This is a genomic window from Microbacterium profundi, from assembly GCF_000763375.1.
Taxonomy (GTDB): Bacteria; Actinomycetota; Actinomycetes; order Actinomycetales; family Microbacteriaceae; genus Microbacterium; species Microbacterium profundi.
The window spans coordinates 371,852-397,128 of sequence record NZ_JPSY01000002.1 but is presented as its reverse complement, the minus strand read 5'-3'; the positions used below and the strand labels follow the sequence as shown (position 1 = coordinate 397,128).

The following is a 25,277-nucleotide window of genomic DNA, read 5'->3' as shown; positions in this document are numbered from 1 at the left end:
GGCTACTCCCCCACGCGGTTGCGCATGCGCATGGCGCGCTGCGCCTCGCGGGTGTCCTGGCGTTCGCGCAGCGTCTGACGCTTGTCGAACTCGCGCTTGCCCTTCGCGAGGGCGATCTCGACCTTCGCCCTGCCGTCGGAGAAGTAGAGCTTGAGCGGGATCAGCGTGTAGCCGCCGGCGGACACCGCGTGCTGCAGCTTCTCGATCTCCTCGCGGTGCAGCAGCAGCTTGCGGATGCGCTTGGCCGAGTGGTTCGTCCAGTGCCCCTGCGAGTACTCGGGGATGTGCACCGAGTCGAGGAACACCTCGTTGCCCTTGACGAACGCATACCCGTCGCTGAGGTTCGCGCGGCCCTGCCGCAGTGACTTCACTTCGGTGCCGGTGAGCACCATCCCCGCCTCGTACGACTTCTCGATGGTGTAGTCGTGACGTGCGCGACGATTGGTCGCGACGACCTTCTCCCCGCGTTCCCTGGGCATGATGCTCTCCTGATCCGTGCCGCGCCGAACGCACGACAGCCCATCAGTCTACAACGACGGCTGCGGATGCCGAGACGTCGCGGGCGGATGCTGCCTGCGCATCCGGATGCTACGTGCGCAGCCAGCGACGTATCGCGAAGCCAGCCGAGAGGGCGGCCAAGATCACGCCGATGCCGATGAGCACCGGCACGACGAGCGCAGCATCCTGCATCGTCACCCACGTGGTGATGAACGGCACCCGGCCCTTCAGATAGCCGTTGACACCGAAGTGCACTCCGGCGACCACGGCCGCGCTGGCGAGCACCGAGCCGATGAAGGCGGCGAACACGCCCTCGAGGATGAACGGGGTCTGGATGAACCGGTTCGACGCGCCGACCAGGCGCATGATGCCGATCTCCTTGCGTCTGGCGTAAGCGGACAGCCGGATCGTCGTGGCGATCAGCAGAATGGCTGCGATGAGCATGAGGACGGCGATACCGACGGCGATGTAGGTCGCGACCGTGAGCGCGGAGAACAGCGGGTCGAGGTACTGCAACTGGTCGCGCACCTCTTCGACGCCGTTGATGCCGGCGAACGCCTCGACGATCACCTGCGATTGACCTGGGTCCTTGAGGGTGACGTAGAACGTCTCCGACATCTGCTCCTCGGTGAGAACGCTCGCCTGCTCCTCACCGAGCAGCTCGGTGACGTTGGCGTAGGCCTCGGCCTTGTTCTCGAAGCGGAGGTCGCCGATGAGTGAGGCGAGAGGATCGCCCTCGAGCTCCGCGCGCACCTGCTCGACCTGCTCGGGTGTCGCGGCGCCGTCGAGGCAGCTCTCACCGGTCGAGACCGTCGAGCACATCGAGACGGACACCTGGGCGCGCTCGGTCCAGTAGGCGCGCATGGTGCTGATCTGGCCCTGCATGAGGATCGCCGCGCCGACGAACGTCAGCGAGACGAACGTCACGAGCACGACCGAGATCACCATCGAGATGTTGCGCCTCAGGCCCCCGAGTGCCTCGGTGAGGATCAGACCCACTCTCACGATGTCGGTCCCACTTCCTCGTCGTCGCCGCTGTCGGAGAGTCCGAGGCGATCGGCCACTCCGAGCTCCGCCACGTTCACATCCGGAAGGACGATCGCAGACGTGTCGGCAGGCCTGGCCTCGGTCGCCGGCGCCGCATCGGCCGGCGCCGCATCGGCCGGAGCCGCGTCAGCGATGCGCGCTGCGCGCATCGACGCGATCATCTCGGCGGTGAGCGGCTCGAGCGACTCGGTCTGGCGCTGCACCTCCTGCACAGCGGTGAGGGCAGCTGTCGCGGCTGCGCCGCGCTCCTGCTCCGGGACGAGCTGCGGGATCATCGACCGATCGCCGTAACCGCCGTGCACCTCGTCTCGCACCATCTCGCCGTCACGCAGCTCGATCACACGGCGCTGCATCTGATCCACGAAGGCGGCCTCGTGCGTGGCCATCAGCACAGTCGTGCCGCCGGCGTTGATGCGCGCCAGAAGCTGCATGATGTCGACCGAGGTCGCGGGGTCGAGGTTTCCGGTCGGCTCGTCGGCGAGCAGCACCTGCGGGCGGTTGACCAGCGCGCGGGCGATGGCGACGCGCTGCTGCTCACCACCGGACAGCTCGTGCGGCATCCGCTTCTCCTTGCCGGCAAGGCCGACGAGTGCGAGCGCCTCCGGCACGGCCTGCTGGACGAATCCTCGAGAGGATCCGGTCACCTGCAGGGTGAACGCGACGTTCTGGAACACGGTCTTGGTCGAGAGCAGGCGGAAGTCCTGGAAGACCGAGCCGATGTGACGGCGGAAATACGGCACTTTACGGTTCGCCAGTGCACGAAGATCGCGGCCGAGAACGGCGACGCGTCCCGTGGAGGGCACCTCCTCACGGAGGATGAGCTGGAGGCAGGTGGACTTCCCCGACCCCGACGCACCGACGAGGAAGACGAATTCGCCCCGCTGGATCTCGAAGTCGACCCCGGCGAGGGCCGGTCGCTTCGTCCCGCGGTAGCGCTTGGTGACGTTCTCGAACCGAATCATGGCTTTACGAGCCTAAGCGCGGGTTCCGCGCTCACCGCGAGCGACACCCCCTGAGACGGAGAGCGCTCCCCATGTGAACGCGAGCGGAATCCCTGATAAGCATGTCCCAGTAGTGGTTCGCGTCAGTGCGTACCCGGGGACATCGCCGAACACCGGTATCGAGGAGAGACATGAGCACGCCTGCAGGCTGGTACGACGACGGATCCGGACGCCAGCGCTGGTGGGACGGTCAGCAGTGGACCGAAAACTTCGCGCCCGAGACGCCGGCAGTACCCGCCCCGCCGTACGCTGCTCCGGGCGCATACCCTGCGCCGACCGGCGGCGGGTATCCGGCCGCCGCGGGGAATTACTCGTCCGCACCGGCGTCTCCCCCGGCATCCGGCCCGTCCATCGTGGGCTGGATCGCGCTCGGCGCAGCCGTGCTCGGTTTCATCACGGTGTGCATTCCACCGATCCTCGGCGTCGGCTGGTTCCTGCTGGCGACCGCCTTCGTCCTCTCGATCATCGCGTTCTTCCTCCGCGGGAAGAAGTGGGCTCCGATCGTCGCCATCTGCCTTTCCGTCGTCGGCGCGATCGTCGGCGCCATCATCGCCTTCGTGATCCTCACCGCCGCGTTCGTGACCGCCGTCGACGAATATTCGCCACCCACGCCGTTGCCGTCGATCTCGGCGGACGCCGATGACGAGTCAGACGCCGATGCCGGAGCCACCGGCGATCGCCCGAGCACGGACGAGGTCGCCGAGGGCCTGCGGGTGATCGTCGGCGCGCAGGGCGCCACCGGCTACGAGAACGACACGATCCCGTGTCTCGCCCAGGAGTTGGTCGACAATCCTGATGTGTCGGACGAGACACTGTCCGCGATCGCGCTTGGTGAAGGCGACTTCGGCGATTCGACGGGGGCATTGGAGTTCGCCACCGGGCTGTCCGAAGCGGTCGTTGTCTGCGCCCCAGACCTTCAGTAACGGATGTGAAGCAACGAGACCCACGACATCGTGCATCGTGGGTCTCTCGCTCTGTCGTCTGACTGTCAGTCTTCGTCTCTGCGCTTGCGCCAGCGGATGCCGGCCGAGATGAAGTCGTCGAGATCGCCGTCGAACACGGCGGCGGGGTTGCCCGACTCCTGACCTGTGCGCAGGTCCTTGACCAGCTGCTGGCCATAGAGGAAGTACGAGCGCATCTGATCGCCCCAGCTCGCCGTGATGTTTCCGGCGAGCTCCTTCTTCTTCGCGGCTTCCTCCTCCTTCTGCAGCAGCAGGAGTCGGGTCTGCAGCACGCGCATGGCGGCGGCGCGGTTCTGGATCTGCGACTTCTCGTTCTGCATCGAGACGACGATGCCGGTCGGAAGGTGCGTCAGGCGCACGGCCGAGTCGGTCGTGTTGACAGACTGACCGCCGGGGCCGGACGAGCGGAAGACGTCGACGCGGATGTCGCCCTCAGGGATCTCGACCGCAGTGGCCTCCTCCATGAGAGGGATGACCTCGACTGCGGCGAAGCTGGTCTGGCGCTTGTCCGCAGAGCCGAATGGGCTGATGCGCGCGAGGCGGTGCGTGCCGGCTTCGACCGACAGCGTGCCGAAGGCATAGGGCGCCGTGATCTCGAAGGTGGCGGACTTGATGCCGGCGCCCTCCGCATATGAGGTGTCCATGACCTTGGCCGGATACTTGTGCTTCTCCGCCCAGCGCAGATACATGCGCATGAGCATCTCGGCGAAGTCGGTGGCGTCGTCGCCGCCGGCGCCCGAGCGGATCGTGATGATCGCCGAGCGGTCGTCGTACTCGCCATCGAGGAGCGTCTGCACCTCGAGTTGGTTCATCACATCGGTCAGCGCGGCGAGTTCGCCCCGCGCCTCCTGGCCGGATTCCTCATCGCCCATCTCGTTGGCGAGTTCGACGAGCACCTCGAGATCGTCGAGGCGCTGTGCGATGCCGGTGATGCGGGCGAGCTCGGACTGGCGATGGCTGAGGGCACTGGTCACCTTCTGGGCGCGCTCGGTGTCGTCCCAGAGGTCGGGTGCGCCCGCTTCCTCACTGAGCCGGGCGATGTCCTCGCGCAGCCTGGAAACATCCACGACCTCGCTGATATCGCCGAAGGTGTGCCTGAGCGCCTGAATTTCGGCGGAGAGATCTAGTTCGAGCATGACACCCCAGCCTACCGTGGATCGTCGGTGATCTGAGGGGGCGCCTTCGCGGAGTAGCGTGGCCGTGTGAGCAGCGCGTCAGCGGTCCTGAGGCAGTTCGGACCGATGGTGTACCTCCCCACGATCCTGTTCGCCCTCGGAGAGGGCGCCGTCATCCCGCTGATCCCGGTGATCGCCGCGAACATGGGTGCCGACGTCGCCTCGGCCGCGCTGGTCGCATCGGCGCTCGTGATCGGGCAGCTGTGCGGCAACCTCCCCGCCGGATGGGCGGTCGCCCGAATCGGCGAGCGCTTCACGATGGTGATCGCCGGCGTGATCTCCATCGGCGCCGTCATCGGGATGGTGCTCGCTCCGGTGCTTGCGATCTTCGCAGCATCCGTGTTCCTGCTGGGGTTCTGCGCTGCGGCCTTCGGACTCGCCAGGCACGCGTTCATGACGACCAGGGTGCCGGTCGCGTTCCGGGCCAGGGCACTGTCGCTGCTAGGCGGCAGCTTCCGCCTCGGCGTGTTCGTCGGCCCGTTCGTCACCGCCGCTCTGCTGCAGGTGTTCAACGAGCATGCCGCGATCTGGTTCTTCCTCGGCTGCCTGATCGTCATGGTGGTGCTGGTGCTGTTCGGACCCGATCCGGAGAAGACGACGCCGTCGATCGGGTCGAACTCCACTCTCGCGGAGGACACCGGAGAGGCGGTGACCGGCTCGATCCCGACGGCCGAACGTCTCGGGATCTTCCGCACCATGTGGGAGTACCGTGGCGTGCTCGGGCGACTGGGGCTGGCTGCCGCTTGCCTGTCCGGGGTGCGATCGGCACGGCAGGTCGTGCTGCCACTGTGGGGCGTGTCGCTGGGGCTCGACGCGCAGACCATCGCGCTGGTCGTCGGTGTCTCCGGAGCGATCGACTTCGCCCTCTTCTACGCGAGCGGCCAGGTCATGGACCGCTTCGGGAGGCTGTGGGCGGCGATGCCGGCGATGGTGCTGATGGGCATCGGGTTCCTCGTGCTCTCGTTCACGCACGACGGCGATTCCGCAGTGCTGTGGTTCGGGATGCTGGCGGCCGTGCTGGGCGTCGGAAACGGCCTCTCCAGCGGCATTCTGCTGACGCTCGGCGCCGACACCGCACCGAAGCAGGAACCGGCGGCTTTCCTCGGCTCGTGGCGGACGCTCACGGACGCCGGTGGCGCTGTCACCCCGCTGATCGTGTCCGCGGTGACCGCGATCGCCTCGCTGTCCGTGGCATCGGGCGTGATCGGCGTCGTGGGACTGATCGGGGCGCTCGGTTTCATCCGCTGGATCCCCCGGTTCAGCCCTCGGCCGGATCGCTGACGTCCATCGGCTGGCCTACCGCAGCGCCGTGCGGCTCGTCGCCGTGGCTTCCAGCGGTACGCCTTCCGGCACGAACGGTGAGAACAAGGGCGGGCGCCAGGCGGTGGCGACAGTCACACGTGCGGTGACGCCGTCGGGAGCGGATGCCGAGACGAGAGTCGCGTCGGCCGCCACTGCGTCGACGATCGCGAGCGCCTGCTCCTGCACTCCGGCATCCGTCAGCTCGGCACGCACCGCGTCGCCGTCGACGACGAGGGTGAATCCGTCGGCTCCGGCGAGCGCCGCGGCATCCGCGAGGGAATCGAGCCGCTTCTGCGCGATGTACAGATCGGTCGCGCAGGTGCAGACGAAGATCACGGCGATCGCGAGCGCGACGTATCCGAGCAGGAGCGGGAGGATGCTGCCGTCCTGGTCATCCGCGAAGATCGAAGACCGCGTCATCCGGTGCCCCACAGACGCGACACCTTCTGCGCAGCGGCGGCTTCAAGCGGAATGCTCGCAGCCTTGTCGAGGCCGAAGATCGGCGGCACGAACGGCAGCGAGACGCGCGTGGTCACCGTGACGATGACCGTCGCGCCGGCCGAGGGGCACGCGGCTCCTGCCGGGGAGCACGACATGGACACCTCGACGTTCTCGGCATCCATCCCGTATTGGTCCACGACGCTCGCGAGCACGGCGTCGCCGTTGACCGCCGCTGACTCGACGTCGTCGGCCTGGCCGATCACCCTGGCGGTGTGTCTCGCCGCGGCCTCGACACCGAGAAGGCTCTCCTGCACCGCGCCGAGAGTGATCACGAGGTATGCGAGCGGGACGAGGAGGATGACGCCGACCGTGATGAACTCCAGGGCTGCCGAGCCGTCGTCACTCTTCGCCAAGTGTCTCCAACGGCGCATCCGCGTTCACCTCCATCGCGTACGGAATGCCGAGCAGGCCGATGATGGGCAGGGTGGTGCGCACTGTCACGACGGCCGTCGCATGCCCGAGCCGGTCGCTCTCGGCGACGGCGATGTCCTCCGCATAGGTCGCACCGACAGCGCGGGTGATCGACTGCCGCGTGCGCTGCGCCCCCTCCTCGAGCGCGGTGTCGGCGAGAGCCGCGTACTGCGCGCCTTCGACGGCGGCATCGTGCACGACATTGCGCACGTACACCGCGAACCCCAGCTGCAGCACGGCAAGGGTGAGGACGGTGAGCAGCGAGCCGACGAGAACGAACTCGACCGGGCTCGACCCGCGCTCGTCCGCCGCCGCCTCTCGCCAGTGCATGTCAGAGTCCGGACACTCGTGAGATCGCCTGCTCGAACAACCCGGTCAAGGCCGGGCCGGCCACCGCCCAGATGAGGACCACCAGACCGGCCGTCATGAGCGTGACCAGCACCCAGCCGGGCACATCCCCGGTCTCGTCCTCGGCGAGCTCTCCGGCATCGGCGGTGAGCGCCGCCCACCAGCGTTCGATTGCTCTCATCATCAGTCCTCTCGTAGTGGATCGTTCGGGGTTCTGTTTCAACCGAGTCCGAGTCGCAGGATGAACAGTCCAGGGAACACGGCGAAAAGCACACTCAGCGGCAGGATCAGGAAGACCAGCGGCAGCATCATGTAGATCTCGCGCCGACCCGCCTGCTCGATGAGAACGCGTTTCGCGTCCTCACGCGCGTCTGCGGCCTGCGAATGCAGCACGCCGGCGAGCGGGGCGCCGTGCTCGAGCGCAGCGATCACCTGGTCGACCGCGCGCGACAGGCCCGGCAGTCGCAACCGCGCGGCCATCTCCGCGAGAGCATCCGCCAGCGGTGATCCTGTTCCGACGGCGAGCACGACCTGTCGCAGCTCTTGAGTGAGCTCGCCGGAGCCGATCGCGGCGACACGGCGCAGCGCGTCGAAGAAGCCCTCGCCTGCGGACAGGCACAGCGCGACGAACTCCAGAGTGGTCGGCAGCTCGTCGCTGAGCCTGCCCAGCCGCGACTTGACGCGGGATGAGAGAAGCACGTCGACGACGATCGCTCCCGCCGCCGCGACGAGAAGAGGCAGCACGGCCGCCGGTGGCGTCATCCGCCCTGTCAATGCGAGGATCACGACGAGTATGCAGCCGACGCCGAATCCCGTGACCGCCCACCCGAGCTGGCGGGCACGGAATGATGCCGGCGCCTCGTCCGTCCCCGCCTGGGCGAGCCGCAGAGCCAGCGCATTGCCGCCGCCGAGACTGCGCGCGAACATGTCCTTCAGCCGCTCCCACATGCTCCCGGTGCGGAGGGGAAGCACTCCCGCCTTCGGAAGAATCCCGGACGGCAGCGCGGCATCGTCGACAGCATCCCGCACATACGGTGCGATGCGCGTGGTCAGTGAAGCGGCGCCCCACCGCGGCGCGGCTGCCAGGATGCAGAGGATGCCTGCGGCCAGGATTCCGCCGAGCAGGATCGCCATCGCCGCATCGGTGACACCGCTCATGCGAACCACCGCCTGGGTTCCGGCAGCCGTCCGATACGCACCATGATGCGGAACGCCACGACCGAGACGGCGGCGCCACCGCAGATCACGAGCACACCTTCAGGGCTCGTGTACGCCTGTGCTCCCTCCGGGCGCAGCGCCAGCAGCCCGAGAATGATCCACGGCGCGACGACGCCCAGCACGGCCGCCCCGCGAATCCACGACTGTCGCGCTTCGACCTCGCCGCGCAAGGCCGCATCCGCCCGCACGGAGGACGACAACGCCCGCAGCACGCCGGTGAGTTCGGTTCCGCCCACCTGCCTCGCCATCTTCAGGGTCTCGACGATCCGGTCGGCGATGGGATCGGCGAGCGAGGTCTTCAGCCTCTCGATGCTGCTCTCGAAACGACCGGTGGAGTGGAGATCTCGCGCGAACACGACGAACGCCGGGCGCACCATCGCAGGTGCCGATTCGGCCAGCGACGCCACGGCATCGGGTAGGGACAGCCCGACGCGGATCGATGCGATGAGGAGATCGCAGACATCCGGCCACAGCTGTCTGCGGGCCTTCAGCAGTCGGAGACGGCGCGAGCGCAGGAACGCGATCGGAGCAGACGCTCCCCCGATCGTGGCGAGGACCGCCAGTGTCGGGATGCCGGTGATCAACCAGACGGTCGCAGCAGCCGCCAATGCGATCGCGATGACGATGGCCACGACGGTGCGCTGCTGCACGGAGGCGTAGCCTGCCTCGTCGATCAGGCGAACGAGCCATCCGCTCCTGGTCGCCGGGCGCATATCCTTCTCACGCTGCGGCCAGAGCCACGGCGACGCGGACAGGAGCAGCCCCGCCGCGAGAATCGCTCCGACCAGCAACGTCATACCGGAGGCTCCGCCCGGTAGAGCGAGCGGGTGATGATGCGTCCCTCCACGACCTCGCCGGTCGGAGCGATCACCTCGGTGACGCGGCGTCCACCCGCGGCATCCCGCGCGCAGTGCACGACCAACGAGACCGAGGCGGCGAGGGCGGGGGCGATGAACGAGCGATCGATGTTGCGGCCGGCGAGCAGTGGCAGGATCGTGAGCTTCTCCAGCGCCTCCACTGCGGAGTTCGCATGGACCGTTCCCGCGCCCGGTACTCCCGTGTTGAGAGCGAGCACCAGGTCGAGCGCTTCCGCATCTCGGACCTCACCGACGACAAGACGATCCGGCCGCATGCGCAGAGCTTCTTTCACGAGGCGGCGCAGGGTGATCTCGCCGGTGCCCTCGAGGCTCGCCTGGCGGCCCTGCAGCGCGACGAGGTCCGGCCCGTCCACTGCGAGTTCGAATGTCTCCTCGACCGTGATGATGCGCTGGTTGTCGGCGCAGGCCGCGAGCAGCGCGCCGAGCAGGGTGGTCTTGCCTGCGTGAGTCGCACCAGACACGATCACGCTGAGGCCGTCGCGCATCGCTCTGTTCAGCATCTCCGCGACTTCCGCAGGGAGCGTCCCCAGCTCGACCAGCGCCCCCAGGGTGCGGTAGCGGGGCAGGAACTTCCTGATGTTCACCGCCCATGAGCCGCGGACGACATCGGCGATGGCGACGTGCAATCGCGAGCCGTCGGGCAGCGACGCGTCGACGAAGGGCTGGCTGATGTCGACGCGGCGGCCGGTGGCCTGCAGCATCCGCTCGACGAGATCCCGCACCATCGCATCCGTGAGCCGCAGGCTGATCCGCTCCGAGACGCCCTCTCGCGCGACGAAGACACGATCGGGCCCGTTCAACCAGATCTCCTCGATCTCGGGATCATCGAGGAGCGGTTGAAGGGGCCCGAAACCGCTGACAGAGGCGAGCACGTCGCGCACGCAGGCGATCTCGTCGTCGATCGTCTCTTCGCCACGCGACAACGCGAGGTCGTTGTGCCGTCGCACCTCGGCCTGCGCGATGCGCCTGGCCTCCTCCGGCGAGAGCGAGGGATCAGTCCTCTCCGCGCGCAGACGCCGACGCACACGCTCGGCGACGACGAGGGTGCTCTGGCTCACACCGGCATCCTCGCAAGAATCCGCCGACGACCTCGAAAGTTATCCACAAGCGGTGCCACGCAGACGAAGAACCCTCGGCATTCACTCCGGATATCCCCCGGTGATCGCGGCCGACGCACTGGCTAGACTTGACCACGCGCGGGAGTGGTGGAATTGGTAGACACGCAGGATTTAGGTTCCTGTGCCCCAGGGCGTGTGGGTTCAAGTCCCACCTTCCGCACAGCACGTTCGATTGACCTCCGCACGAACCGCTCGACGGGACACCATGAATCAGATCTCACTCATTCCTTGGCTCGATCCTGCCGTCATCATCGGAGCAGCCGGTCCATGGGCTCTGCTCGTGGTCTGCTTCATCGTGTTCGCCGAGACCGGACTTCTGGTCGGCTTCCTTCTCCCCGGCGACACTCTGCTCGTGATCGCGGGCCTGCTGACCCACACCAGCAACGTCTTCGGTATGAACATCTGGTTGGTGGCGCTGCTCATCGCCCTCGCGGCATTCGTCGGAGGTGAGGTCGGATATCTCATCGGACACAAGGGCGGCCCGGCCGTGTTCGAACGTAAGGAATCGGGCCTGTTCAGCAGAAGGAACGTCGAGCGCACGAACGCGTTCTTCGAGCGCTACGGCGGCCTGACCGTGATCCTCGCGCGGTTCGTGCCGATCGTGCGCACGTTCACCCCCGTCGCTGCCGGTGTCGGTCATATGCCTTGGAAGCGCTACAGCCTCTACAACCTCATCGGCGCCGTTCTGTGGGGCTTCGGTCTGACCATGCTCGGCTACGTGATCGCATACATCCCCTGGATCCGGGATCTGGTCACCGAGTACATCGACGTCATCCTCCTGATCGCCGTGGGCGGCACAGCGGTCGTCACTCTGTGGCACTACTTCTCAGAGCGCTACAAGATCAAGAAGGAACTCGCCGCCGGCGGCGACGCGACGGTCGACGCCGCAGAGGCCGAACATCTCACACTCGACAAGGACGTGTTCGACCGTGCCCCCGACCTGGACGGCGACGGCAAGCACTAGCCGGTCAGCGGCAGCGCCTCACCCGGCATCCTTCTTCTTGGCCCGTGAGCGTTCGACGCTCGCCTTGAGCGCCTCCATCAGGTCGATGACCTCGCCGCCCTTCTCGTCCTCGCCCTCGTCGGCGAAGGTCTCCTTGACGTCGAAGGTCTCACCCGCCTCGATCTTCGCGTCGATCAGCGTGCGGAGTTCCTTCTGGTACTCGTCGACGAACGATTCCGGATCGAAGTCGCTGGAGTAGCTGTCGACGAGGCTCGATGAGAGTTCGAGCTCCTTCTTGGAGATCTTCACGTCCTCATCGAGCGACGCGAACTCGGCCGCTCGCACCTCGTCGGCCCACAGCAGCGTCTGCAGCACGAGCACATCACCGCGCACGCGCAGCGCGGCGAGCCGCGTCTTCTGGCGGAGGGTGAAGCGCACGATGGCCGTGCGGTCGGTCTGCTCCAGAGTCTTGCGCAGCAGCACGTACGCCTTTGCCGACTTGGAATCCGGCTCGAGATAGTAGGCCTTGTCGAGCGTGAGCAGATCGACCTGCCCGCTCGGCACGAACTCGACGACGTCGATCTCACGGCTGCGCTCTGCGGGCAGCGCGTCGAGGTCTTCCTTCGTGAGGACGACCATCTGACCGTCATCCTCATAGGCCCTGTCGATGTTCTGATAGGCGACGACCTCGCCACAGACCTCGCACGTGCGCTTGTAGCGGATGCGCCCGCCGTCCTCATCGTGCACCTGATGCAGCGAGACGTCGTGGTCCTCGGTGGCGGAGTACACCTTCACCGGGACGTTCACGAGCCCGAACGTCAGGGCGCCTTTCCAGATCGACCTCATGTGACCAGTACACACCGCGGAAGCAGTCGAATGCCAGGGGCTTGCGGTTACTCTTTCGTCATGGCCACAAGTGCGCAGGTCGTCGATGTCGACGGCCGCCGTGTGCGCCTCACGAATCTCGACAAGGTCCTCTACCCCGAGACCGGGACCACCAAGGGCGAGGTGATCGCCTACTACACGGCGGCCGCTCCCCGGATGCTTCCGCTGCTGGCCGGTCGGCCGATCACCCGCAAGCGATGGGTGGAGGGCGTCGGGACAGCGGATGCTCCAGCAGATGCGTTCTTCGCGAAACAGCTGGATGCCGGGGCGCCGAGCTGGGTGCACCGGATGCCGATCGAGCACTCCGGCGGCCAGAAGGAGTATCCGATCGCGGACGACCTGCCCACGCTCGTGTGGCTGGCCCAGGTCGCGAGCATCGAGCTGCATGTTCCGCAGTGGAGATTCAGCGCGTCGGGCGAACGACAGGGCCCTGACCGCCTCGTGCTGGACCTCGATCCTGGCCCCGGCGCGGACCTTCCGCTGTGCGCCCACGTCGCCGGACTCGCCAGGGACATCCTGCATGACATAGGCCTGGATCCCGTCCCCGTCACGAGCGGCAGCAAGGGCATCCACCTGTACAGCCATCTGGACGGCACGCAGACGAGCGACCAGGCCTCGGCGATCGCCCGCGAGCTCGCCCGCGCCATCGAGGCAGATCACCCCGACATCGCCACCAGCACCATGTCGAAGGCGGTCCGCGGCGGGAAGGTGTTCCTCGATTGGAGCCAGAACAACGGCAAGAAGACGACGATCTCGCCGTACTCCTTGCGCGGACGTGCGCATCCGACGGTGGCGGCTCCCCGCACCTGGGACGAACTCGACGACCCCGACCTGCGCCAGCTGCGCTTCGACGAGGTCATGGACCGCGTCCACGCCGGGGTCGATCCCCTCGTCGGCCTGATCGCCGCCTCGAACTCCGACCCGCTCGATCCGTACCGTGAGAAACGGGATGCCGCCAAGACGCCGGAGCCCATGCCGCAGGCACCCCCGGCACCGGATGCCGGCGGGGCGCTGGTCAGCTGGACGATGCCGAAGGGTGTTCCTGAGGCTCCCGCTGGATCTCCCCCTCGTCCGATGCTCGCCGACTCAGGGACAGTGGGCCTGGTCCGTTCGTTGCGCGATCCGTGGATCGAGATCAAGTGGGACGGCATTCGAGCGGTCGGCACGTGGGCGCACGGCCGGATGACGCTGCACGCTCGCAGCGGCACGGAGATCACGGCGAGGTACCCCGAGCTCACTGCCGACGGTGCTCCCCATCTCGCGGTCGACGACGCCATCATCGACGGCGAGATCGTCGCGCTCGATTCCTCGGGGCGTCCGAGCTTCAGCCGGCTGCAGAGCCGGATGCATCTGACGAAGGCCCGCGAGGTCGAGCGCGAGGTGATCCGCACGCCGGTCGCCTACTACCTCTTCGATCTTCTACGACTCGACGGGCATGACCTCACCGGGATGCCGCTGCGCGACCGACGAGCGCTGCTGGAGACTCTGGTGGACGGTGTCGACGCGCCGATCGTCGTGCCGCCGGTGTTCGACGATCTGGATGCTGCGCTGGAGACCAGCGATGCGTTCAACCTGGAGGGCGTGGTGGCGAAGGAATCGGGATCCACCTACCGCCCCGGCATCCGCTCCGGTTCCTGGCTGAAGATCAAGCACACCCGCACGCAGGAGGTCGCGATCGCCGGCATCCGCCCTGGCAAGGGCGACCGGGAGGGCCGGATCGGCTCCCTGCTGCTCGCGATTCCGGATGCTGAGACCGAGCTGCTGCGCTATGTCGGACGCGTCGGCAGCGGTTTCACGGAGCGGATGCTCGGCGATCTGGCGGCACAGTTGGAGCCGCTGCGCACGAAGAGCGCCGAGATCACCGGCGTTCCGGCATCTGATGCACGCGATGCACTCTGGGTGCATCCGAGACTGGTCGGTGAAGTCGAGTTCGCGAACTGGACGCCCGACGGAATACTCCGTCACGCGCGCTGGCGAGGATTGCGTCCAGACAAGTCCGTCGACGAGATCGTCGTGGAGTCCTGATGCGTCCGCTCAGGCGTGTGCGTCTTCGCACTCCCCCGCCTCGGCGGATTCGATCTGGAATGTCGAGTGCGCGACATCGAAGTTGTCGGTGAGGCAGTCCTGCAGCTCTTCGAGAAGCAGATCAGAGCGTCCGGTCGCGAGCAGTGCTGGGTCGACCTTGACATGCGCGGTGAACACCGGTGCACCGCGGGTGAGTTGCCAGACGTGCACATCGTGCACGCTGCGCACACCGTCGAACGGGAGCAGATGGTCACGGATCTCGCTGACGTGCGTGTTCTTCGGCGCCGACTCGGCGAGCACCGAGAACACCTCGCGCAGCAGCGAGATCGCCCGCGGGATGATCATGACGGCGATCAGCACAGAGAGCACGATGAGGCGGTAGCGGCGGTAGCGGCGGTCCGGGCATGTTTCCCAGAAGAGTTTCCCCGGTTTCCGTCCGGCGAAACCCGCGAAATCCTTCTGGGATGGCCTCAAGCGCCGGCTACAGGACCTGAAGCAGCGGGATCAACGCCTGGAAGGCGCGCGCCCGGTGGGACTGGGACTGCTTCTCCTCGTCGGAGAACTCCCCGACCGAACGCTCAGGCCCGTCCTGGCCGTCAGGGATGAAGATCGGGTCGTACCCGAATCCGCCGCCACCGGCAGCCTCGCGCGCCAGGCGACCGGGCCAGACACCGGCGACCGTGTGCTCGGTGCCCTCCGGCGTCACCAGGGCGATCGTCGACACGAACTGCGCGGCACGATGCGGGTCAGCGATGTCGGCGAGCTGGTCGAGCAGCAGATCGAGATTCGCCTGCGCGTCCTTCTTCTGCCCCGCCCAGTACGCCGAGAAGATTCCTGGCGACCCACCGAGCACATCGACGCAGATGCCCGAATCATCGGCCATCGCAGCCAGTCCGGTGTGCGCAGCCGCGGCGCGGGCCTTGAGCAGGGCGTTCTCGGCGAAGGTCACGCCGTCTTCGACCGGTTCCGGGCCGTCGTAGCCGACGACCTCGAGGTCGGGCCTGGTCATCGCGAGGATCTGCTGGAACTCCGCGATCTTGTGCGGGTTGTGAGTGGCGAGGACGACCTTCACGCCTGCGACTCCGAAGAACCGAGCGCCTCCAACTGATGGCCCTTCAGCGTCTCGCAGCCGGCGAGGCCGAGTTCGAGCAGCGCATCGAGTTCGCGCTTGTCGAATGGCGCTCCCTCTGCGGTGCCCTGCACCTCGACGAACAGACCGCGACCGGTGACGACGATGTTCATGTCGGTCTCCGCACGCACGTCCTCGACATATGGCAGATCGAGCATGGGCGTGCCGTCGATGATCCCGACCGAGATCGCCGAGACCGAGTCGAGCAGCGGCTTCGCGTTCTTGCCGATGAACTTCTTCTCGCGGCCCCATTCGATCGCGTCGGCGAGCGCGACGTATGCGCCGGTGATCGCTGCGGTGCGGGTGCCGCCGTCGGCCTGCAGCACGTCGCAGTCGATCACGATCGTGTTCTCGCCGAGCGCCTTGGTGTCGACGACGGCGCGCAGAGCGCGGCCGATCAGCCGCGAGATCTCATGCGTGCGCCCGCCGATACGGCCCTTGACGCTCTCACGGTCGTTGCGGCTGTTCGTCGCACGCGGGAGCATCGCGTACTCGGCGGTCACCCATCCCTTCCCCTTGCCGGTCAGCCAGCGCGGCACGCCGTTCGTGAAGGATGCTGTGCACAGCACTTTCGTGCCGCCGAAGCTGATCAACGCTGAGCCCTCGGCATTCGCGCTCCAGCCGCGCTCGATCGTGATCTCGCGGAGCTGGTCGGTTGCGCGGCCGTCGGCGCGGACGATGTCGGTCATGAAGTTCCTTCTGGGTTGGAGAGAGCGGCCTCAGCCAGTTCGGAGAGGTCGGGAAGCGTGATCACACCGGTCTGCACGTGCTGCACGTCGCGCACCTCGCGGCCCATGAGGCGGTTTGCGAGCGCGGTGAACTCCTCGGTGGACTCACCAGTGGCCTCGTACACGGCAGTGGCGACGGCATCCGGCGGCGCGAGAAGGTCGCCGCGCACGAGTTGACGGTACACGTCGCCGGCCGTCTCGTCGTCGCTGGAGACGAGAGAGACGCCGTCGCCCATGACGTAGCCGATCGCTCCGCGAAGGAACGGATAGTGCGTGCATCCGAGCACGAGTGTGTCGACGTCGGCATCACGCAGCGGAGCGAGGTACTCCTCGGCCACGGCGAGCACCTCTTCAGTGCCGGTGATGCCCGACTCCACGAACTCGACGAAGCGGGGGCATGCGGCGGTGAACACGGAAAGCCGCTCGTTGACCTCGAGCATGTCCTGGTAGGCGCGCGAGCCGATCGTCCCGACCGTGCCGATGACGCCGACGCGGTTGTTCCGCGTGGTCGAGACCGCACGGCGGACTGCGGGACCGATCACTTCGATGACGGGGACGTCGTAGCGCTCGCGCGCGTCGCGCAGCATGGCGGCGGATGCCGTGTTGCAGGCGATCACGAGCATCTTCACGCCCTGATCGACGAGCGTGTCGAGCACTTCGAGCGAGTAGCGTCGCACGTCGGCGATCGGCTTGGGACCGTAGGGCGAATGAGCGGTGTCGCCGATGTACACGAACGATTCTCTCGGCAACTGGGCACGGATCGCGCGAGCCACCGTGAGCCCGCCGACACCGGAGTCGAAGATTCCGATCGGCGCGTCATTCATGACTATCGAGCCTACCTGCGCCACCACCACGTCGCACTCGCCACGCTCACTAAACTGAGCGCATGACCTCGTCGACGGCGCTGCTCACAGACCGATACGAACTCACGATGCTGGGCGCAGCACTGCGTGACGGCACCGCAGCGCGGCCGAGCGTCTTCGAGCTCTTCTCCCGGCGGCTCTCCGGTGGGCGGCGATTCGGCGTCGTGGCCGGCACAGGACGCCTTCTCTCGCTGCTGCGCGATTTCCGCTTCGGCGACGATGAGCTGCGATTCCTGCACGACGGCGGAGTCGTGGATGCCCAGACGCTGAAGTACCTCGAGAACTATCGGTTCACCGGTTCCGTTCACGGCTACCGCGAGGGGGAGCTGTACTTCCCCGGCTCCCCCATCCTCACCGTCGAGGGCACGTTCGCTGATGCCGTGGTGCTGGAGACCCTCGCGTTGAGCGTGCTCAACCACGACTCGGCCGTCGCGACCGCCGCCTCGCGCATGAGCATGGCCGCCGGTGAGCGACCGTTGGCTGAGATGGGCTCGCGCAGAGCAGCGGAGATGTCCGCCGTCGCCGCGGCCCGTGCGGCCTTCATCGCCGGGTTCGGCTCGACGAGCAACCTCGAGGCCGGGCGGCAGTGGGGCATCCCGACGATGGGCACGGCAGCGCATTCGTGGACGTTGCTGCACGACACAGAGGAAGACGCCTTCCGCGCACAGATCGAGAGCCTCGGCACCGACACCACCCTGCTCGTGGACACCTACGACATCCGCACCGGCGTCGAGACCGCCATCCGGGTCGCCGGCACCGGGCTCGGCGGCGTGCGGCTCGACTCCGGTGACCTTCCGACGGTCGCCGCGGCCGTACGCACTCAACTCGACGCACTCGGCGCGACCGGGACGAAGATCACCGTGACAAGCGATCTCGACGAGTACGCGATCGCAGCTCTGGCCGCATCACCGGTCGACTTCTACGGCGTCGGAACATCGGTGGTGACCGGGTCCGGCTACCCGACGGCAGGCATGGTCTACAAGCTCGTCGCCCGTCAGGATCCCTCAGGATCCTGGGTCGGCGTCGCGAAGGCGTCGACCGACAAGGCGTCCAAGGGCGGACGCAAGGCCACTTTCCGCACACTGCGAGACGGCGTCGCTGTGGCGGAGACCGTGGTGGTGTCGGACGGTTTCGAAGCGATCAGCACCGGCGCGGAGCATCCGGACTCCCGCTCGCTGCAGGTGATGCTCGTCGACGGCGGCGAGATCGACGACGCCCACGAGGGAGTGCAGGGCACGGCATCCGCTCGCGAGCACCACCTGCGCGTGCGCGAGGAGATGCCGGTGCGAGCGCTTGCGCTCAGCAAGTCCGACCCGGCCATCCCGACGGTCTTCGTCGACGCGGAGTAGATCGAGGCGCCTCCGAGCCCGATCCCTGAGCCTGTCGAAGGGTCAGTTGACCATCGACTCGTAGATCTCCTTGCACGTAGGGCAGATCGGGAACTTCTCCGGGTCGCGGCCCGGGGTCCACTTCTTGCCGCACAGGGCGCGCACCGGCTTTCCGGAGATCGCCGACTCGAGGATCTTGTCCTTCTTCACATAGTGCGAGAAGCGCTCGTGGTCGCCCGGCTCGAGGTTCTCTTCATTGAGAAGTTCTTCCAGTTCGCGATCAAGCGTTGCCACGCCGCCCTGATCGGGGCTGTCCAGCGGAGTACTCATAGCGGTGAGTCTAACCGCCCTGAGCCCGCTGCGGGGCCTGCATCGTGCACTCAGGCGGTCTCGACGAATTCCATGAGACGCGCTCCGCCGCGGTCGTAGATCCGTCCGCCGGCGAATGCGCCCAGCGCGAGGATGACCACGCCGGTGCTCAGACCGATCCAGAACGTCAGGGGGTTGTAGATGCCATCAGTGATGACTGTCATGACGAACAGCCACAGAGTGGGAGCGCTGACGATCAGAGTGCCGATGAACGCAGCGGCCGGGCCGAAGGATCCGCGGGATGCCGACCGCTGCGGCTGCTGGAACGGGCTGTCTCCGGGGCGTGAGACGGCGTACGGCGATACGACGGACGAGATGCTGGACAGGCCGAGGCCGGAGAGGAACAGGCTTGCAGCGAGCCCGACCATCGGCATCAGCAGATACCAGCTCTCGATGATGGCGAGCGTGAGCGGAATCGCGATCGCGAGCACCGGGAGCGCCACGAGTGCCACCGGGACCAGTCGGCCGAGGCGATCCGGAAGCCCGCGTACGCCGCTGGCGACGTGCGTCCACAGCGCGGTCGAGTCGTAGGCGACGTCGTTGTGCGGGAGCCAGCCGAAGAACAGCGCCATGACGGGCACGGGCACGAGGGCGGCGATGTACAGCGGCACGCCTGCGACGAGCAGAGGGAACACCGTGAGGATGCCGGCGATGGGCACGACGACGATGTTCACGATGTACCGGCGATCGCGGAGCCAGTACACCAGGCTTCGCGCCGCGATCGCGCCGAAAGCGGTGCTGGGCAGCAGCGCGAACCAGCCGAGGCCGGTGCGTTCTCGCGATGCCGCCGGCCGCCCCGTCGTCGTCAGCAGTCGGCGTACGACCCACGACCAGGTCAGCCACACCGCGACGACGGTCACGGCCGCGACGATTCCGCTGACCCACGCCCCCACGACGTCGCCGGTGGCGATCGCGAACGGGAATGCCGGAATCGCTGCGAAGGGGGTGAAGCCGACGATCGTCGTCACGACGGCGACCGGACCCGGGACCGCACCGTCCCATTCCAGCGAAGCGAGGAACACTGCGACGGGGAAGGCCACCACGACCACAGCGAGGGCGAAGAGAGCGGTCAGCTCCCTCGAACGCCGCTCGGGCAGCAGAAGTGCGCTCAGCGCCATCCCGATACGAGCGGCCAGCGCGGAGGCGAGAACGCCGATGAGCGACACGAGCACCGCAGTGATCCACGGAGCGCCGAGCTGTACGGCGAGCACGACGATGCATGCGCCGACCGCGAGCAGGGCGAACGAAGGCACGCTGAGCAGCGAGGCGAGAGCGAGGATCCACGGCATCTGCCGCTCGTCGACTCCGAACACGCCGAATCGGCGCGGGTCGAGCTGGTCGGACGCGCCGGTGAGGATCGGCCCGATCAGGAAGCCGAGCAGCACGGCTGCGCCGCCGAGCACGACCACAGTGCGTGCCACCGCGAGGGGCGCATCCGCAAGGCTGAGCACGGCGATGCAGACCGCGACAGTGACGATCACCACCGCGGCGAGTCCGAATACGGTGCGCAGCGCTCGTCCCCCACGCAGGGAGCCGAGCATCAGCGTCAGCCTCAGTCGGAGAACGTGTGCAACCATTCGAGGCCCTCCACCTCGCTGACGCCGCCGGAGAGCTCGACGAATCGGGACTCGAGCGTCTGTCCTGCGCGCACTTCGTCGATCGTCCCCTCGGCGAGTACTTCGCCGCCGACGATGATCGCGACGCGGGAGCAGACGCGTTCGACAAGATCCATGCCGTGGCTGGAGAGGATGACGGTGCCGCCGTGTGCGACGTACGCGCGCAGGATGTCGAGGATCACGGCTGATGAGACCGGGTCGACCGCTTCGAACGGTTCATCGAGCACGAGCACGCGAGGCGAATGGATCATGGCTCCTGCGAGCATGATCTTCTTGGTCATGCCCGCGGAGTAGTCGGAGACGACCCGGTTCAGCGCATCCGCGAGATCGAATGCACGGGCGAGATCTGCCGTGCGCTTCTCGATCACCTCGGCCGCCAAGCCACGCAGCAGCCCGTAGTAGTGCAGCAGCTGCCGGCCGGTCAGACGGTCGAATGTCCGCAGCCGGTCGGGAAGCACTCCCATCAGTCGCTTGGCGCTCAGCGCGTCCGAAGCCTGATCGATGCCGCATACGACGACCTGACCCGAGGTCGCGCGCAGGAGCCCTGCCAGGATCGACAGCGTGGTGGTCTTGCCCGCACCGTTGGGGCCGACGATGCCGTAGAACGAACCGGCGGGAACGGTCAGGTCGATGCTGTTGACCGCTCGCTGGTCGCCGAAGTCCTTGATGAGATCGCGCAGGATGACAGCGGGTGGTGCGGATGCCGGCACCGAGGTGGTCTCTTCGGCCACGGCGGCGGCAGCAGCGGCAGTGGCAGCGGCAGCGGCCACAGTCTCGGTGTCTCGCTCCGGCGCGAGCTCGACACCCATGACTTCTTCGGGTTCGGCTTCCGCGGGCTCGGGCCCGACGGGTGTCACCACCGTGGCGTCCGTCACGGGGTCCACGATCGCAGCTCCGGTGCCCGATTCAGCATCCGCCGGATCCAGGGCGAGGAGGTCGGCGAACAGAGTGTCGTCGGCAACGGCATCCTGTGCCGGGATCTCGATCTCGCCGATCGGAGACGCAATGGCCTCGCCTGTCGGCGCGGCGTCGTCGGCAGCGACGGCCGGTCTGGGACGAGCCGTGGGTTTCGCTTCGCGTGGCTTCGTCGTTCGCGACGTCGCCGGTGTGGGCTTCTTCGCCGGCGTGGTCTTCGCCGTCGTGGTCTTCGCCGGTGTGCGCTTGGCGGGCGTGCGCTTCGCGGCCGGCGTGCGGGATGCTGTGCTCGCGGTCGACTCGTCGAGAGCGGCGGCCTTCACTGCGGCGGCCTTCGCTGCGGCGGCCTTGGCCGCGGCAGTCCTGGCCGTGGTGGCCTTCGCTGCGGCGGTCTTCGCGGCGGTTTTGCTCGCAGCCGTGCGCGCGGCAGCGCTCTTCACGGCGGCTGTCTTGGCGGCTGCCGTCCGTGCGGTGGCGGATTTCGCGGCCGCGGCTTTGGCTTCGCCCGATTTCACGGCGGCGGCCTTTTCGGCGGTCGTCTTGGCAGTCGACGTCCTCGGCCGAGCCGCCGCGGCCTTCGACTTCGCAGCGGCTGTCTTCGCCGGGGGCTTCTTGGCAGAGCCGTCGACGGGGGCTGCCGTCACATCGTCCGGGCGATCGGAGCCGTCATCTGGAGAAGCAGTCACCGTCCTAAGGTATCAACGGCTCTGGACTTTCCGAGGGTCAGGCGAAACAATTCAGTCATCGCCTGATCGCGAGCCGCGTGACCTGTGCGTCAGGTGTGTACTCGATCACGAAACGGCAACGGCGATGTCCTGGTCCGGGTGTTCCCAGGGGGCATCGCTAACATGAACACGGCACGAAGAAGTGTCTGGTCGGTGAACCGACTGTGAACACAGATTTCTTGTTAGGAGTAATCGTGACTCTTCAGACCGTCATTCTTGCCGCGGGCATGGGCTCGCGCCTCGGCCGCGCCCTTCCGAAGCCGCTGACCGAACTCAGCGACGGACGCACCATCATGCAGCAGCAGCACGAGAACATCCGTGCCGCATTCGGCAGCGATGCCCGCATCACCACCGTCGTCGGGTACCGCGCAGAGACGGTCATCGAGGCCTTCCCGCACGTGAACTACGTGCACAACGAGCGCTACGACGAGACCAACACCTCCAAGAGCCTGCTGCGCGCCCTCGGCGCCACGGGCAAGAGCGGGGTGCTCTGGATGAACGGCGATGTCGTCTTCGACCCGCGCATCCTCGGCCGCGCGATCGAGTTCATCGAACGCGACCAGTCTTTCGTGGCCGTCAACACCTCGAAGGTGAGCGACGAAGAGGTCAAGTACACCGTGACCGCCGAGGGCTTCATCGACAAGCTGTCGAAGAGCGTCAAGGGCGGTCTCGGCGAGGCGATCGGCATCAACTACATCTCGTCCACGTACAAGAAGGCGTTCATGCGCCAGCTGTCGCGCGTCGACGACCAGGAGTACTTCGAGGGCGGCCTCGAGCTGGCGATCGCCGAAGACGGCCTGCTGCTCGAGCCGATGGACGTCTCAGACCTGTACGCGGTCGAGGTCGACTTCGCCGAAGACCTCGAGCAGGCGAATCTGTACGTCTGATCTTCGCGTTCAGAGAGCCGCGTCCTGTTGCAGGGCGCGGCTCTCTGCGTTCTCCCTGCCGACGAACCTAGGATCGTGCTGTGGCTAAGAAGGTGCACAAGATCCATTCCCTCCCAGACGATTCCGCCTGGGACAAGGGGGTCCCACCCGTGGGTTCGGACGAGCATCCTGGTGCGGTGCGCGGCCTTGACCGCGTGCTCGCGATTCAGCGCCCACTCGTGCTGGCTCACATCCGCAGCATCCGTCTGCGCAATCCGCACGCCACGCCCGACCAGCTCGTGCGCATCCTCGAGCGCCGCTATCTCGCGGCTGTGACGACCGGCGGCGCCGCGGTCGGGGCGACGGCCGTCGTCCCAGGGATCGGAACCGGCATCACGCTGGCTCTCTCGGGTGTGGAGACTGTCGGATTCGTGGAGTCGACGGCGCTGTTCGCGCAGTCTCTCGCCGAGGTGCACGGAATCGCGATCGACAATCCCGATCGAGCTCGGGCGCTGGTGATGACGCTGATGCTCGGCAAAGAGGGCGTCGACCTGGTCGGTCAGCTCGCGAAGCAGGTAACCGGTCGCGGCGCGAGCCGCTCGTCGTACTGGGGCGAGCTCGTGACGAAGTCGCTCCCCCGCGCGGCCGTCGGCCCCGTCGTCGATCGACTCAAGACCATGTTCATCAAGCACTTCGCGGCGGCCGGGGGCGCGTCGTTCATCGGGAAGGCGCTGCCGTTCGGGGTCGGAGCGGTGGTCGGCGGTGCGGGAAACAATCTGCTCGGCAGGCGGGTTCTCACGACATCGCGTCGCGCTTTCGGCGTGGCGCCCGCTGTGCTCCCCGCCGAGCTCGAGCCTGTGACAGGCGCCGAGAAGATCGAGACCCGGATGCTGCGCGGAGCGCGCTACGCAGGCGCTGCCGTCTCAGGCGCTGCGGGGACCGTGGCACGGGGCGCGGGCTGGGTCGGGCACAAGGTCGGAGATCTCACGCATCGGAAGCGCGGGGAACTCGACTCGCCCTCCACCGACCCGACTGTCTGAGTCTTCTCCCCCGGTCGTGGAGGGCGCCTGCTGAGCAGGCTCGAGGCGTCGGATGCCGCTCCTACCGTGACGGTCATGCTGAGACCCATCGATCCGAACGAGCTGCCCTCCCCTCCTGCGTACCGCGTGCCGTGGCGGGTGGTGCGGTCGGATGCGTCTCATCCGGTCGTCATCAACGATGGGCGCGATGCGGCTGATTTCGTGCGGGTCTTCCGAGATGACGGGGCTGCTTCCGAGCGCACGCAGTTGTGGGGTCAGGTGCTTCCGGCCGAGGAGATCGAGCTCTGCCTGTGTGCTGCCGACCCGGATGAGGCTGTGGTCACGCTCGCGTGGTTCCGTCCGACGGACGGACTCGAGTACGTGTGGCGGTTCGTGGTGTGAGGCTGCGGGCTGTCAGGCGCCTTCGCGCCGACGCAGTTCACGACGGAAGTCTGCCTCCGAGTACGGCTTCACGTCGTCGGGCAGATCCGCCGCGCTGAGACCGTCGAGGAACACCGTCGGTTTGACCTCGAGCGCCGTGGCGAGCTGGATCAGCACGAACAGGGTCGGATTGCCCTTGCCGCCTTCGATGCGCGCGAGGTGACTGGTGTCCATGTCTGCACGCTCGGCGAGCTTCGATCGGCTCATCGTCGTCTTCGCCCGCAGCTCCCGCACGAGCATTCCGACATGCTCGGATGCTCGGGAACGGGGCGCATTCATCCCTCAAGCATCAGGGCGAGCGACTCCCGACACGGTTGTTTCCATGAATGGGCTTATATACCGTAGTGGATAAGCGTGCCCTGTGATACCCGAGTTGAGATCGATCAGACCCCAGGATTCATCACTCGCAGGCCCGCCCCACGCGCAGCATCCGCCAGCTCAGCGTCATAGGTGATGATCTCACCGCGTCGTCTTGCGACCGCGCCGTGCAGTTCGGTATGCAGCAACCACGACGCGACGAGAACCCGTTCTTGATCGATCATGATCTCGTCGAACAGGTCGTCAGAATGCTCTTCACTGAGCACCAGCTTCGCCGCGGCCGAGGTATCGAGGTAAGCGGCCACCGTCAGTAACCGCGGTCGTATCCGCGGACGTCGGAGATGAGCTCCGCCGTTGTCACGTCAGACTTCAACCTCGGCCGTGACAGCGAAGCGAGCAGCAAAGTCTCCAGCCTCACCTGGCCGAGCTGTTCGAGTTCTTCGAGCACGGTTCTCGTCATCGGAGACAGCCGCGCCACGGGGTGCCCGTGGTTGGTGACAGTGATGGTCTCGCCCGCCTCGACGCGACGCAACACTTCGGCGCTGCTGTTGCGCATCTCACGGTGCGTGATCGTTGTCATGTAGCACGGCGTAGCACTCTCCTGCGGATCTCGCACACGAATCAGTGTCTGCCGGTCACTTGTAGCCG

General features: G+C 67.0%; 30 protein-coding genes and 1 tRNA gene. 9 read left to right on the top strand and 22 right to left on the bottom strand.

From position 1 onward, the window contains the following. Positions 1 to 2: 2 nt before the first annotated feature. The 3 genes from smpB to ftsE all read right to left on the bottom strand — a co-directional run bounded on the left by smpB (position 3) and on the right by ftsE (position 2,507). Positions 3 to 479 carry an SsrA-binding protein SmpB gene (smpB, locus tag JF52_RS0112450; protein ID WP_033106878.1) on the bottom strand — a complete coding sequence of 159 codons (477 nt, stop codon included), beginning with the start codon at positions 477 to 479 and terminating at the stop codon, positions 3 to 5. 109 nt (positions 480 to 588) lie between these two features. Beyond that, entirely contained in the window at positions 589 to 1,503 is a 915-nt protein-coding gene (gene ftsX, locus JF52_RS0112445) for a permease-like cell division protein FtsX (protein ID WP_033106877.1), read from the bottom strand. Next, positions 1,500 to 2,507 (bottom strand): cell division ATP-binding protein FtsE, encoded by a 1,008-nt coding sequence (gene ftsE / locus JF52_RS0112440; protein WP_033106876.1) that lies wholly within the window; start codon positions 2,505 to 2,507, stop codon positions 1,500 to 1,502. The genes ftsX and ftsE overlap by 4 nt, the downstream gene beginning before the upstream one ends. A gap of 170 nt (positions 2,508 to 2,677) precedes the next feature. Between ftsE and JF52_RS16585 the strand changes: the two genes are divergently transcribed. Then, the gene (locus tag JF52_RS16585; RefSeq protein ID WP_052167013.1) at positions 2,678 to 3,469 is read left to right on the top strand and encodes a DUF2510 domain-containing protein; all 792 of its coding nucleotides are present in this window, start codon (positions 2,678 to 2,680) and stop codon (positions 3,467 to 3,469) included. A 65-nt stretch (positions 3,470 to 3,534) separates the two neighbouring features. Here JF52_RS16585 and prfB read toward each other — a convergent pair whose 3' ends face one another. Next, complete coding sequence (prfB, locus tag JF52_RS0112430; protein ID WP_033106875.1) at positions 3,535 to 4,644, bottom strand: peptide chain release factor 2; 1,110 nt, start codon at positions 4,642 to 4,644, stop codon at positions 3,535 to 3,537. 105 nt (positions 4,645 to 4,749) lie between these two features. On the opposite strand from prfB, the gene JF52_RS0112425 reads away from it, so the two are divergent. Continuing rightward, a complete protein-coding gene (locus JF52_RS0112425; protein WP_052167026.1) occupies positions 4,750 to 5,964 on the top strand; it encodes an MFS transporter in 1,215 nt (404 codons plus the stop codon). 15 nt (positions 5,965 to 5,979) lie between these two features. Here JF52_RS0112425 and JF52_RS0112420 read toward each other — a convergent pair whose 3' ends face one another. The 7 genes from JF52_RS0112420 to JF52_RS0112390 are packed head-to-tail and all read right to left on the bottom strand — an operon-like array spanning position 5,980 to position 10,399. Further along, positions 5,980 to 6,405: a pilus assembly protein TadG-related protein gene (locus tag JF52_RS0112420; protein ID WP_033106980.1), complete on the bottom strand. Its 426-nt coding sequence runs from the start codon at positions 6,403 to 6,405 to the stop codon at positions 5,980 to 5,982. Beyond that, on the bottom strand, positions 6,402 to 6,839 hold the full coding sequence (locus tag JF52_RS0112415) for a TadE family protein (protein WP_234001186.1): 438 nt from the start codon (positions 6,837 to 6,839) through the stop codon (positions 6,402 to 6,404). Before JF52_RS0112415 ends, JF52_RS0112420 begins: the two co-directional genes overlap by 4 nt. Further along, the gene (locus JF52_RS0112410) at positions 6,826 to 7,227 is read right to left on the bottom strand and encodes a TadE/TadG family type IV pilus assembly protein (RefSeq protein WP_033106872.1); all 402 of its coding nucleotides are present in this window, start codon (positions 7,225 to 7,227) and stop codon (positions 6,826 to 6,828) included. Before JF52_RS0112410 ends, JF52_RS0112415 begins: the two co-directional genes overlap by 14 nt. 1 nt (position 7,228) lies before the next feature. Next, on the bottom strand, positions 7,229 to 7,429 hold the full coding sequence (locus JF52_RS0112405) for a hypothetical protein (RefSeq protein ID WP_033106871.1): 201 nt from the start codon (positions 7,427 to 7,429) through the stop codon (positions 7,229 to 7,231). Between the two features lie 35 nt (positions 7,430 to 7,464). Further along, positions 7,465 to 8,403: a type II secretion system F family protein gene (locus JF52_RS0112400; RefSeq protein ID WP_033106870.1), complete on the bottom strand. Its 939-nt coding sequence runs from the start codon at positions 8,401 to 8,403 to the stop codon at positions 7,465 to 7,467. Further along, complete coding sequence (locus tag JF52_RS0112395; RefSeq protein ID WP_033106869.1) at positions 8,400 to 9,260, bottom strand: type II secretion system F family protein; 861 nt, start codon at positions 9,258 to 9,260, stop codon at positions 8,400 to 8,402. Before JF52_RS0112395 ends, JF52_RS0112400 begins: the two co-directional genes overlap by 4 nt. After that, positions 9,257 to 10,399, bottom strand: a complete 1,143-nt coding sequence (locus tag JF52_RS0112390; RefSeq protein ID WP_033106868.1) for a CpaF family protein — start codon at positions 10,397 to 10,399, stop codon at positions 9,257 to 9,259. Before JF52_RS0112390 ends, JF52_RS0112395 begins: the two co-directional genes overlap by 4 nt. A gap of 138 nt (positions 10,400 to 10,537) precedes the next feature. On the opposite strand from JF52_RS0112390, the gene JF52_RS0112385 reads away from it, so the two are divergent. Continuing rightward, positions 10,538 to 10,619, top strand: a tRNA-Leu gene (locus JF52_RS0112385). A 45-nt stretch (positions 10,620 to 10,664) separates the two neighbouring features. Beyond that, the gene (locus JF52_RS0112380; RefSeq protein WP_033106867.1) at positions 10,665 to 11,423 is read left to right on the top strand and encodes a DedA family protein; all 759 of its coding nucleotides are present in this window, start codon (positions 10,665 to 10,667) and stop codon (positions 11,421 to 11,423) included. 18 nt (positions 11,424 to 11,441) lie between these two features. Here JF52_RS0112380 and ku read toward each other — a convergent pair whose 3' ends face one another. Next, entirely contained in the window at positions 11,442 to 12,248 is an 807-nt protein-coding gene (ku, locus tag JF52_RS0112375; RefSeq protein ID WP_033106866.1) for a non-homologous end joining protein Ku, read from the bottom strand. A 60-nt stretch (positions 12,249 to 12,308) separates the two neighbouring features. Between ku and ligD the strand changes: the two genes are divergently transcribed. Beyond that, entirely contained in the window at positions 12,309 to 14,312 is a 2,004-nt protein-coding gene (ligD, locus tag JF52_RS0112370; RefSeq protein ID WP_033106865.1) for a non-homologous end-joining DNA ligase, read from the top strand. 9 nt (positions 14,313 to 14,321) lie between these two features. Here ligD and JF52_RS0112365 read toward each other — a convergent pair whose 3' ends face one another. The 4 genes from JF52_RS0112365 to murI form a co-directional block, all read right to left on the bottom strand. Continuing rightward, complete coding sequence (locus JF52_RS0112365; protein WP_372460283.1) at positions 14,322 to 14,681, bottom strand: cation transporter dimerization domain-containing protein; 360 nt, start codon at positions 14,679 to 14,681, stop codon at positions 14,322 to 14,324. A 112-nt stretch (positions 14,682 to 14,793) separates the two neighbouring features. Further along, positions 14,794 to 15,384, bottom strand: coding sequence for an RdgB/HAM1 family non-canonical purine NTP pyrophosphatase (rdgB, locus tag JF52_RS0112360; RefSeq protein ID WP_033106864.1), 591 nt, complete (start codon positions 15,382 to 15,384; stop codon positions 14,794 to 14,796). Further along, on the bottom strand, positions 15,381 to 16,130 hold the full coding sequence (gene rph / locus JF52_RS0112355) for a ribonuclease PH (protein WP_033106863.1): 750 nt from the start codon (positions 16,128 to 16,130) through the stop codon (positions 15,381 to 15,383). The genes rdgB and rph overlap by 4 nt, the downstream gene beginning before the upstream one ends. Further along, on the bottom strand, positions 16,127 to 16,993 hold the full coding sequence (murI, locus tag JF52_RS0112350) for a glutamate racemase (RefSeq protein ID WP_052167012.1): 867 nt from the start codon (positions 16,991 to 16,993) through the stop codon (positions 16,127 to 16,129). The genes rph and murI overlap by 4 nt, the downstream gene beginning before the upstream one ends. A 62-nt stretch (positions 16,994 to 17,055) precedes the next feature. Between murI and JF52_RS0112345 the strand changes: the two genes are divergently transcribed. Further along, positions 17,056 to 18,381, top strand: a complete 1,326-nt coding sequence (locus tag JF52_RS0112345) for a nicotinate phosphoribosyltransferase (protein ID WP_033106862.1) — start codon at positions 17,056 to 17,058, stop codon at positions 18,379 to 18,381. A gap of 42 nt (positions 18,382 to 18,423) precedes the next feature. Here JF52_RS0112345 and JF52_RS0112340 read toward each other — a convergent pair whose 3' ends face one another. From JF52_RS0112340 to JF52_RS17830, 3 genes are read right to left on the bottom strand one after another with little or no spacing between them, the layout of a single operon-like run. Continuing rightward, on the bottom strand, positions 18,424 to 18,690 hold the full coding sequence (locus JF52_RS0112340; RefSeq protein ID WP_033106861.1) for a DUF3039 domain-containing protein: 267 nt from the start codon (positions 18,688 to 18,690) through the stop codon (positions 18,424 to 18,426). Positions 18,691 to 18,740: 50 nt separating this feature from the next. After that, positions 18,741 to 20,270 (bottom strand): hypothetical protein, encoded by a 1,530-nt coding sequence (locus JF52_RS0112335; RefSeq protein ID WP_235272424.1) that lies wholly within the window; start codon positions 20,268 to 20,270, stop codon positions 18,741 to 18,743. 11 nt (positions 20,271 to 20,281) lie between these two features. Further along, entirely contained in the window at positions 20,282 to 21,946 is a 1,665-nt protein-coding gene (locus tag JF52_RS17830; protein WP_235272422.1) for an ABC transporter ATP-binding protein, read from the bottom strand. Between the two features lie 233 nt (positions 21,947 to 22,179). On the opposite strand from JF52_RS17830, the gene JF52_RS0112325 reads away from it, so the two are divergent. The 3 genes from JF52_RS0112325 to JF52_RS0112315 all read left to right on the top strand — a co-directional run bounded on the left by JF52_RS0112325 (position 22,180) and on the right by JF52_RS0112315 (position 24,272). After that, positions 22,180 to 22,872, top strand: a complete 693-nt coding sequence (locus JF52_RS0112325; RefSeq protein WP_033106859.1) for a phosphocholine cytidylyltransferase family protein — start codon at positions 22,180 to 22,182, stop codon at positions 22,870 to 22,872. A gap of 80 nt (positions 22,873 to 22,952) precedes the next feature. After that, positions 22,953 to 23,891, top strand: a complete 939-nt coding sequence (locus tag JF52_RS0112320; RefSeq protein WP_033106858.1) for a hypothetical protein — start codon at positions 22,953 to 22,955, stop codon at positions 23,889 to 23,891. Between the two features lie 75 nt (positions 23,892 to 23,966). Then, positions 23,967 to 24,272: a hypothetical protein gene (locus JF52_RS0112315; protein ID WP_033106976.1), complete on the top strand. Its 306-nt coding sequence runs from the start codon at positions 23,967 to 23,969 to the stop codon at positions 24,270 to 24,272. A 12-nt stretch (positions 24,273 to 24,284) separates the two neighbouring features. Here the strand turns inward: JF52_RS0112315 and JF52_RS0112310 are convergent, their stop codons facing one another. From JF52_RS0112310 to JF52_RS0112300, 3 genes are all read right to left on the bottom strand, one after another. Next, positions 24,285 to 24,590 (bottom strand): helix-turn-helix domain-containing protein, encoded by a 306-nt coding sequence (locus JF52_RS0112310; protein WP_084595835.1) that lies wholly within the window; start codon positions 24,588 to 24,590, stop codon positions 24,285 to 24,287. A gap of 104 nt (positions 24,591 to 24,694) precedes the next feature. Further along, positions 24,695 to 24,934, bottom strand: coding sequence for a PIN domain-containing protein (locus tag JF52_RS0112305; RefSeq protein WP_033106856.1), 240 nt, complete (start codon positions 24,932 to 24,934; stop codon positions 24,695 to 24,697). 2 nt (positions 24,935 to 24,936) lie between these two features. Next, positions 24,937 to 25,209, bottom strand: a complete 273-nt coding sequence (locus tag JF52_RS0112300; protein WP_033106855.1) for a type II toxin-antitoxin system Phd/YefM family antitoxin — start codon at positions 25,207 to 25,209, stop codon at positions 24,937 to 24,939. Between the last annotated feature and the right edge of the window lie 68 nt (positions 25,210 to 25,277).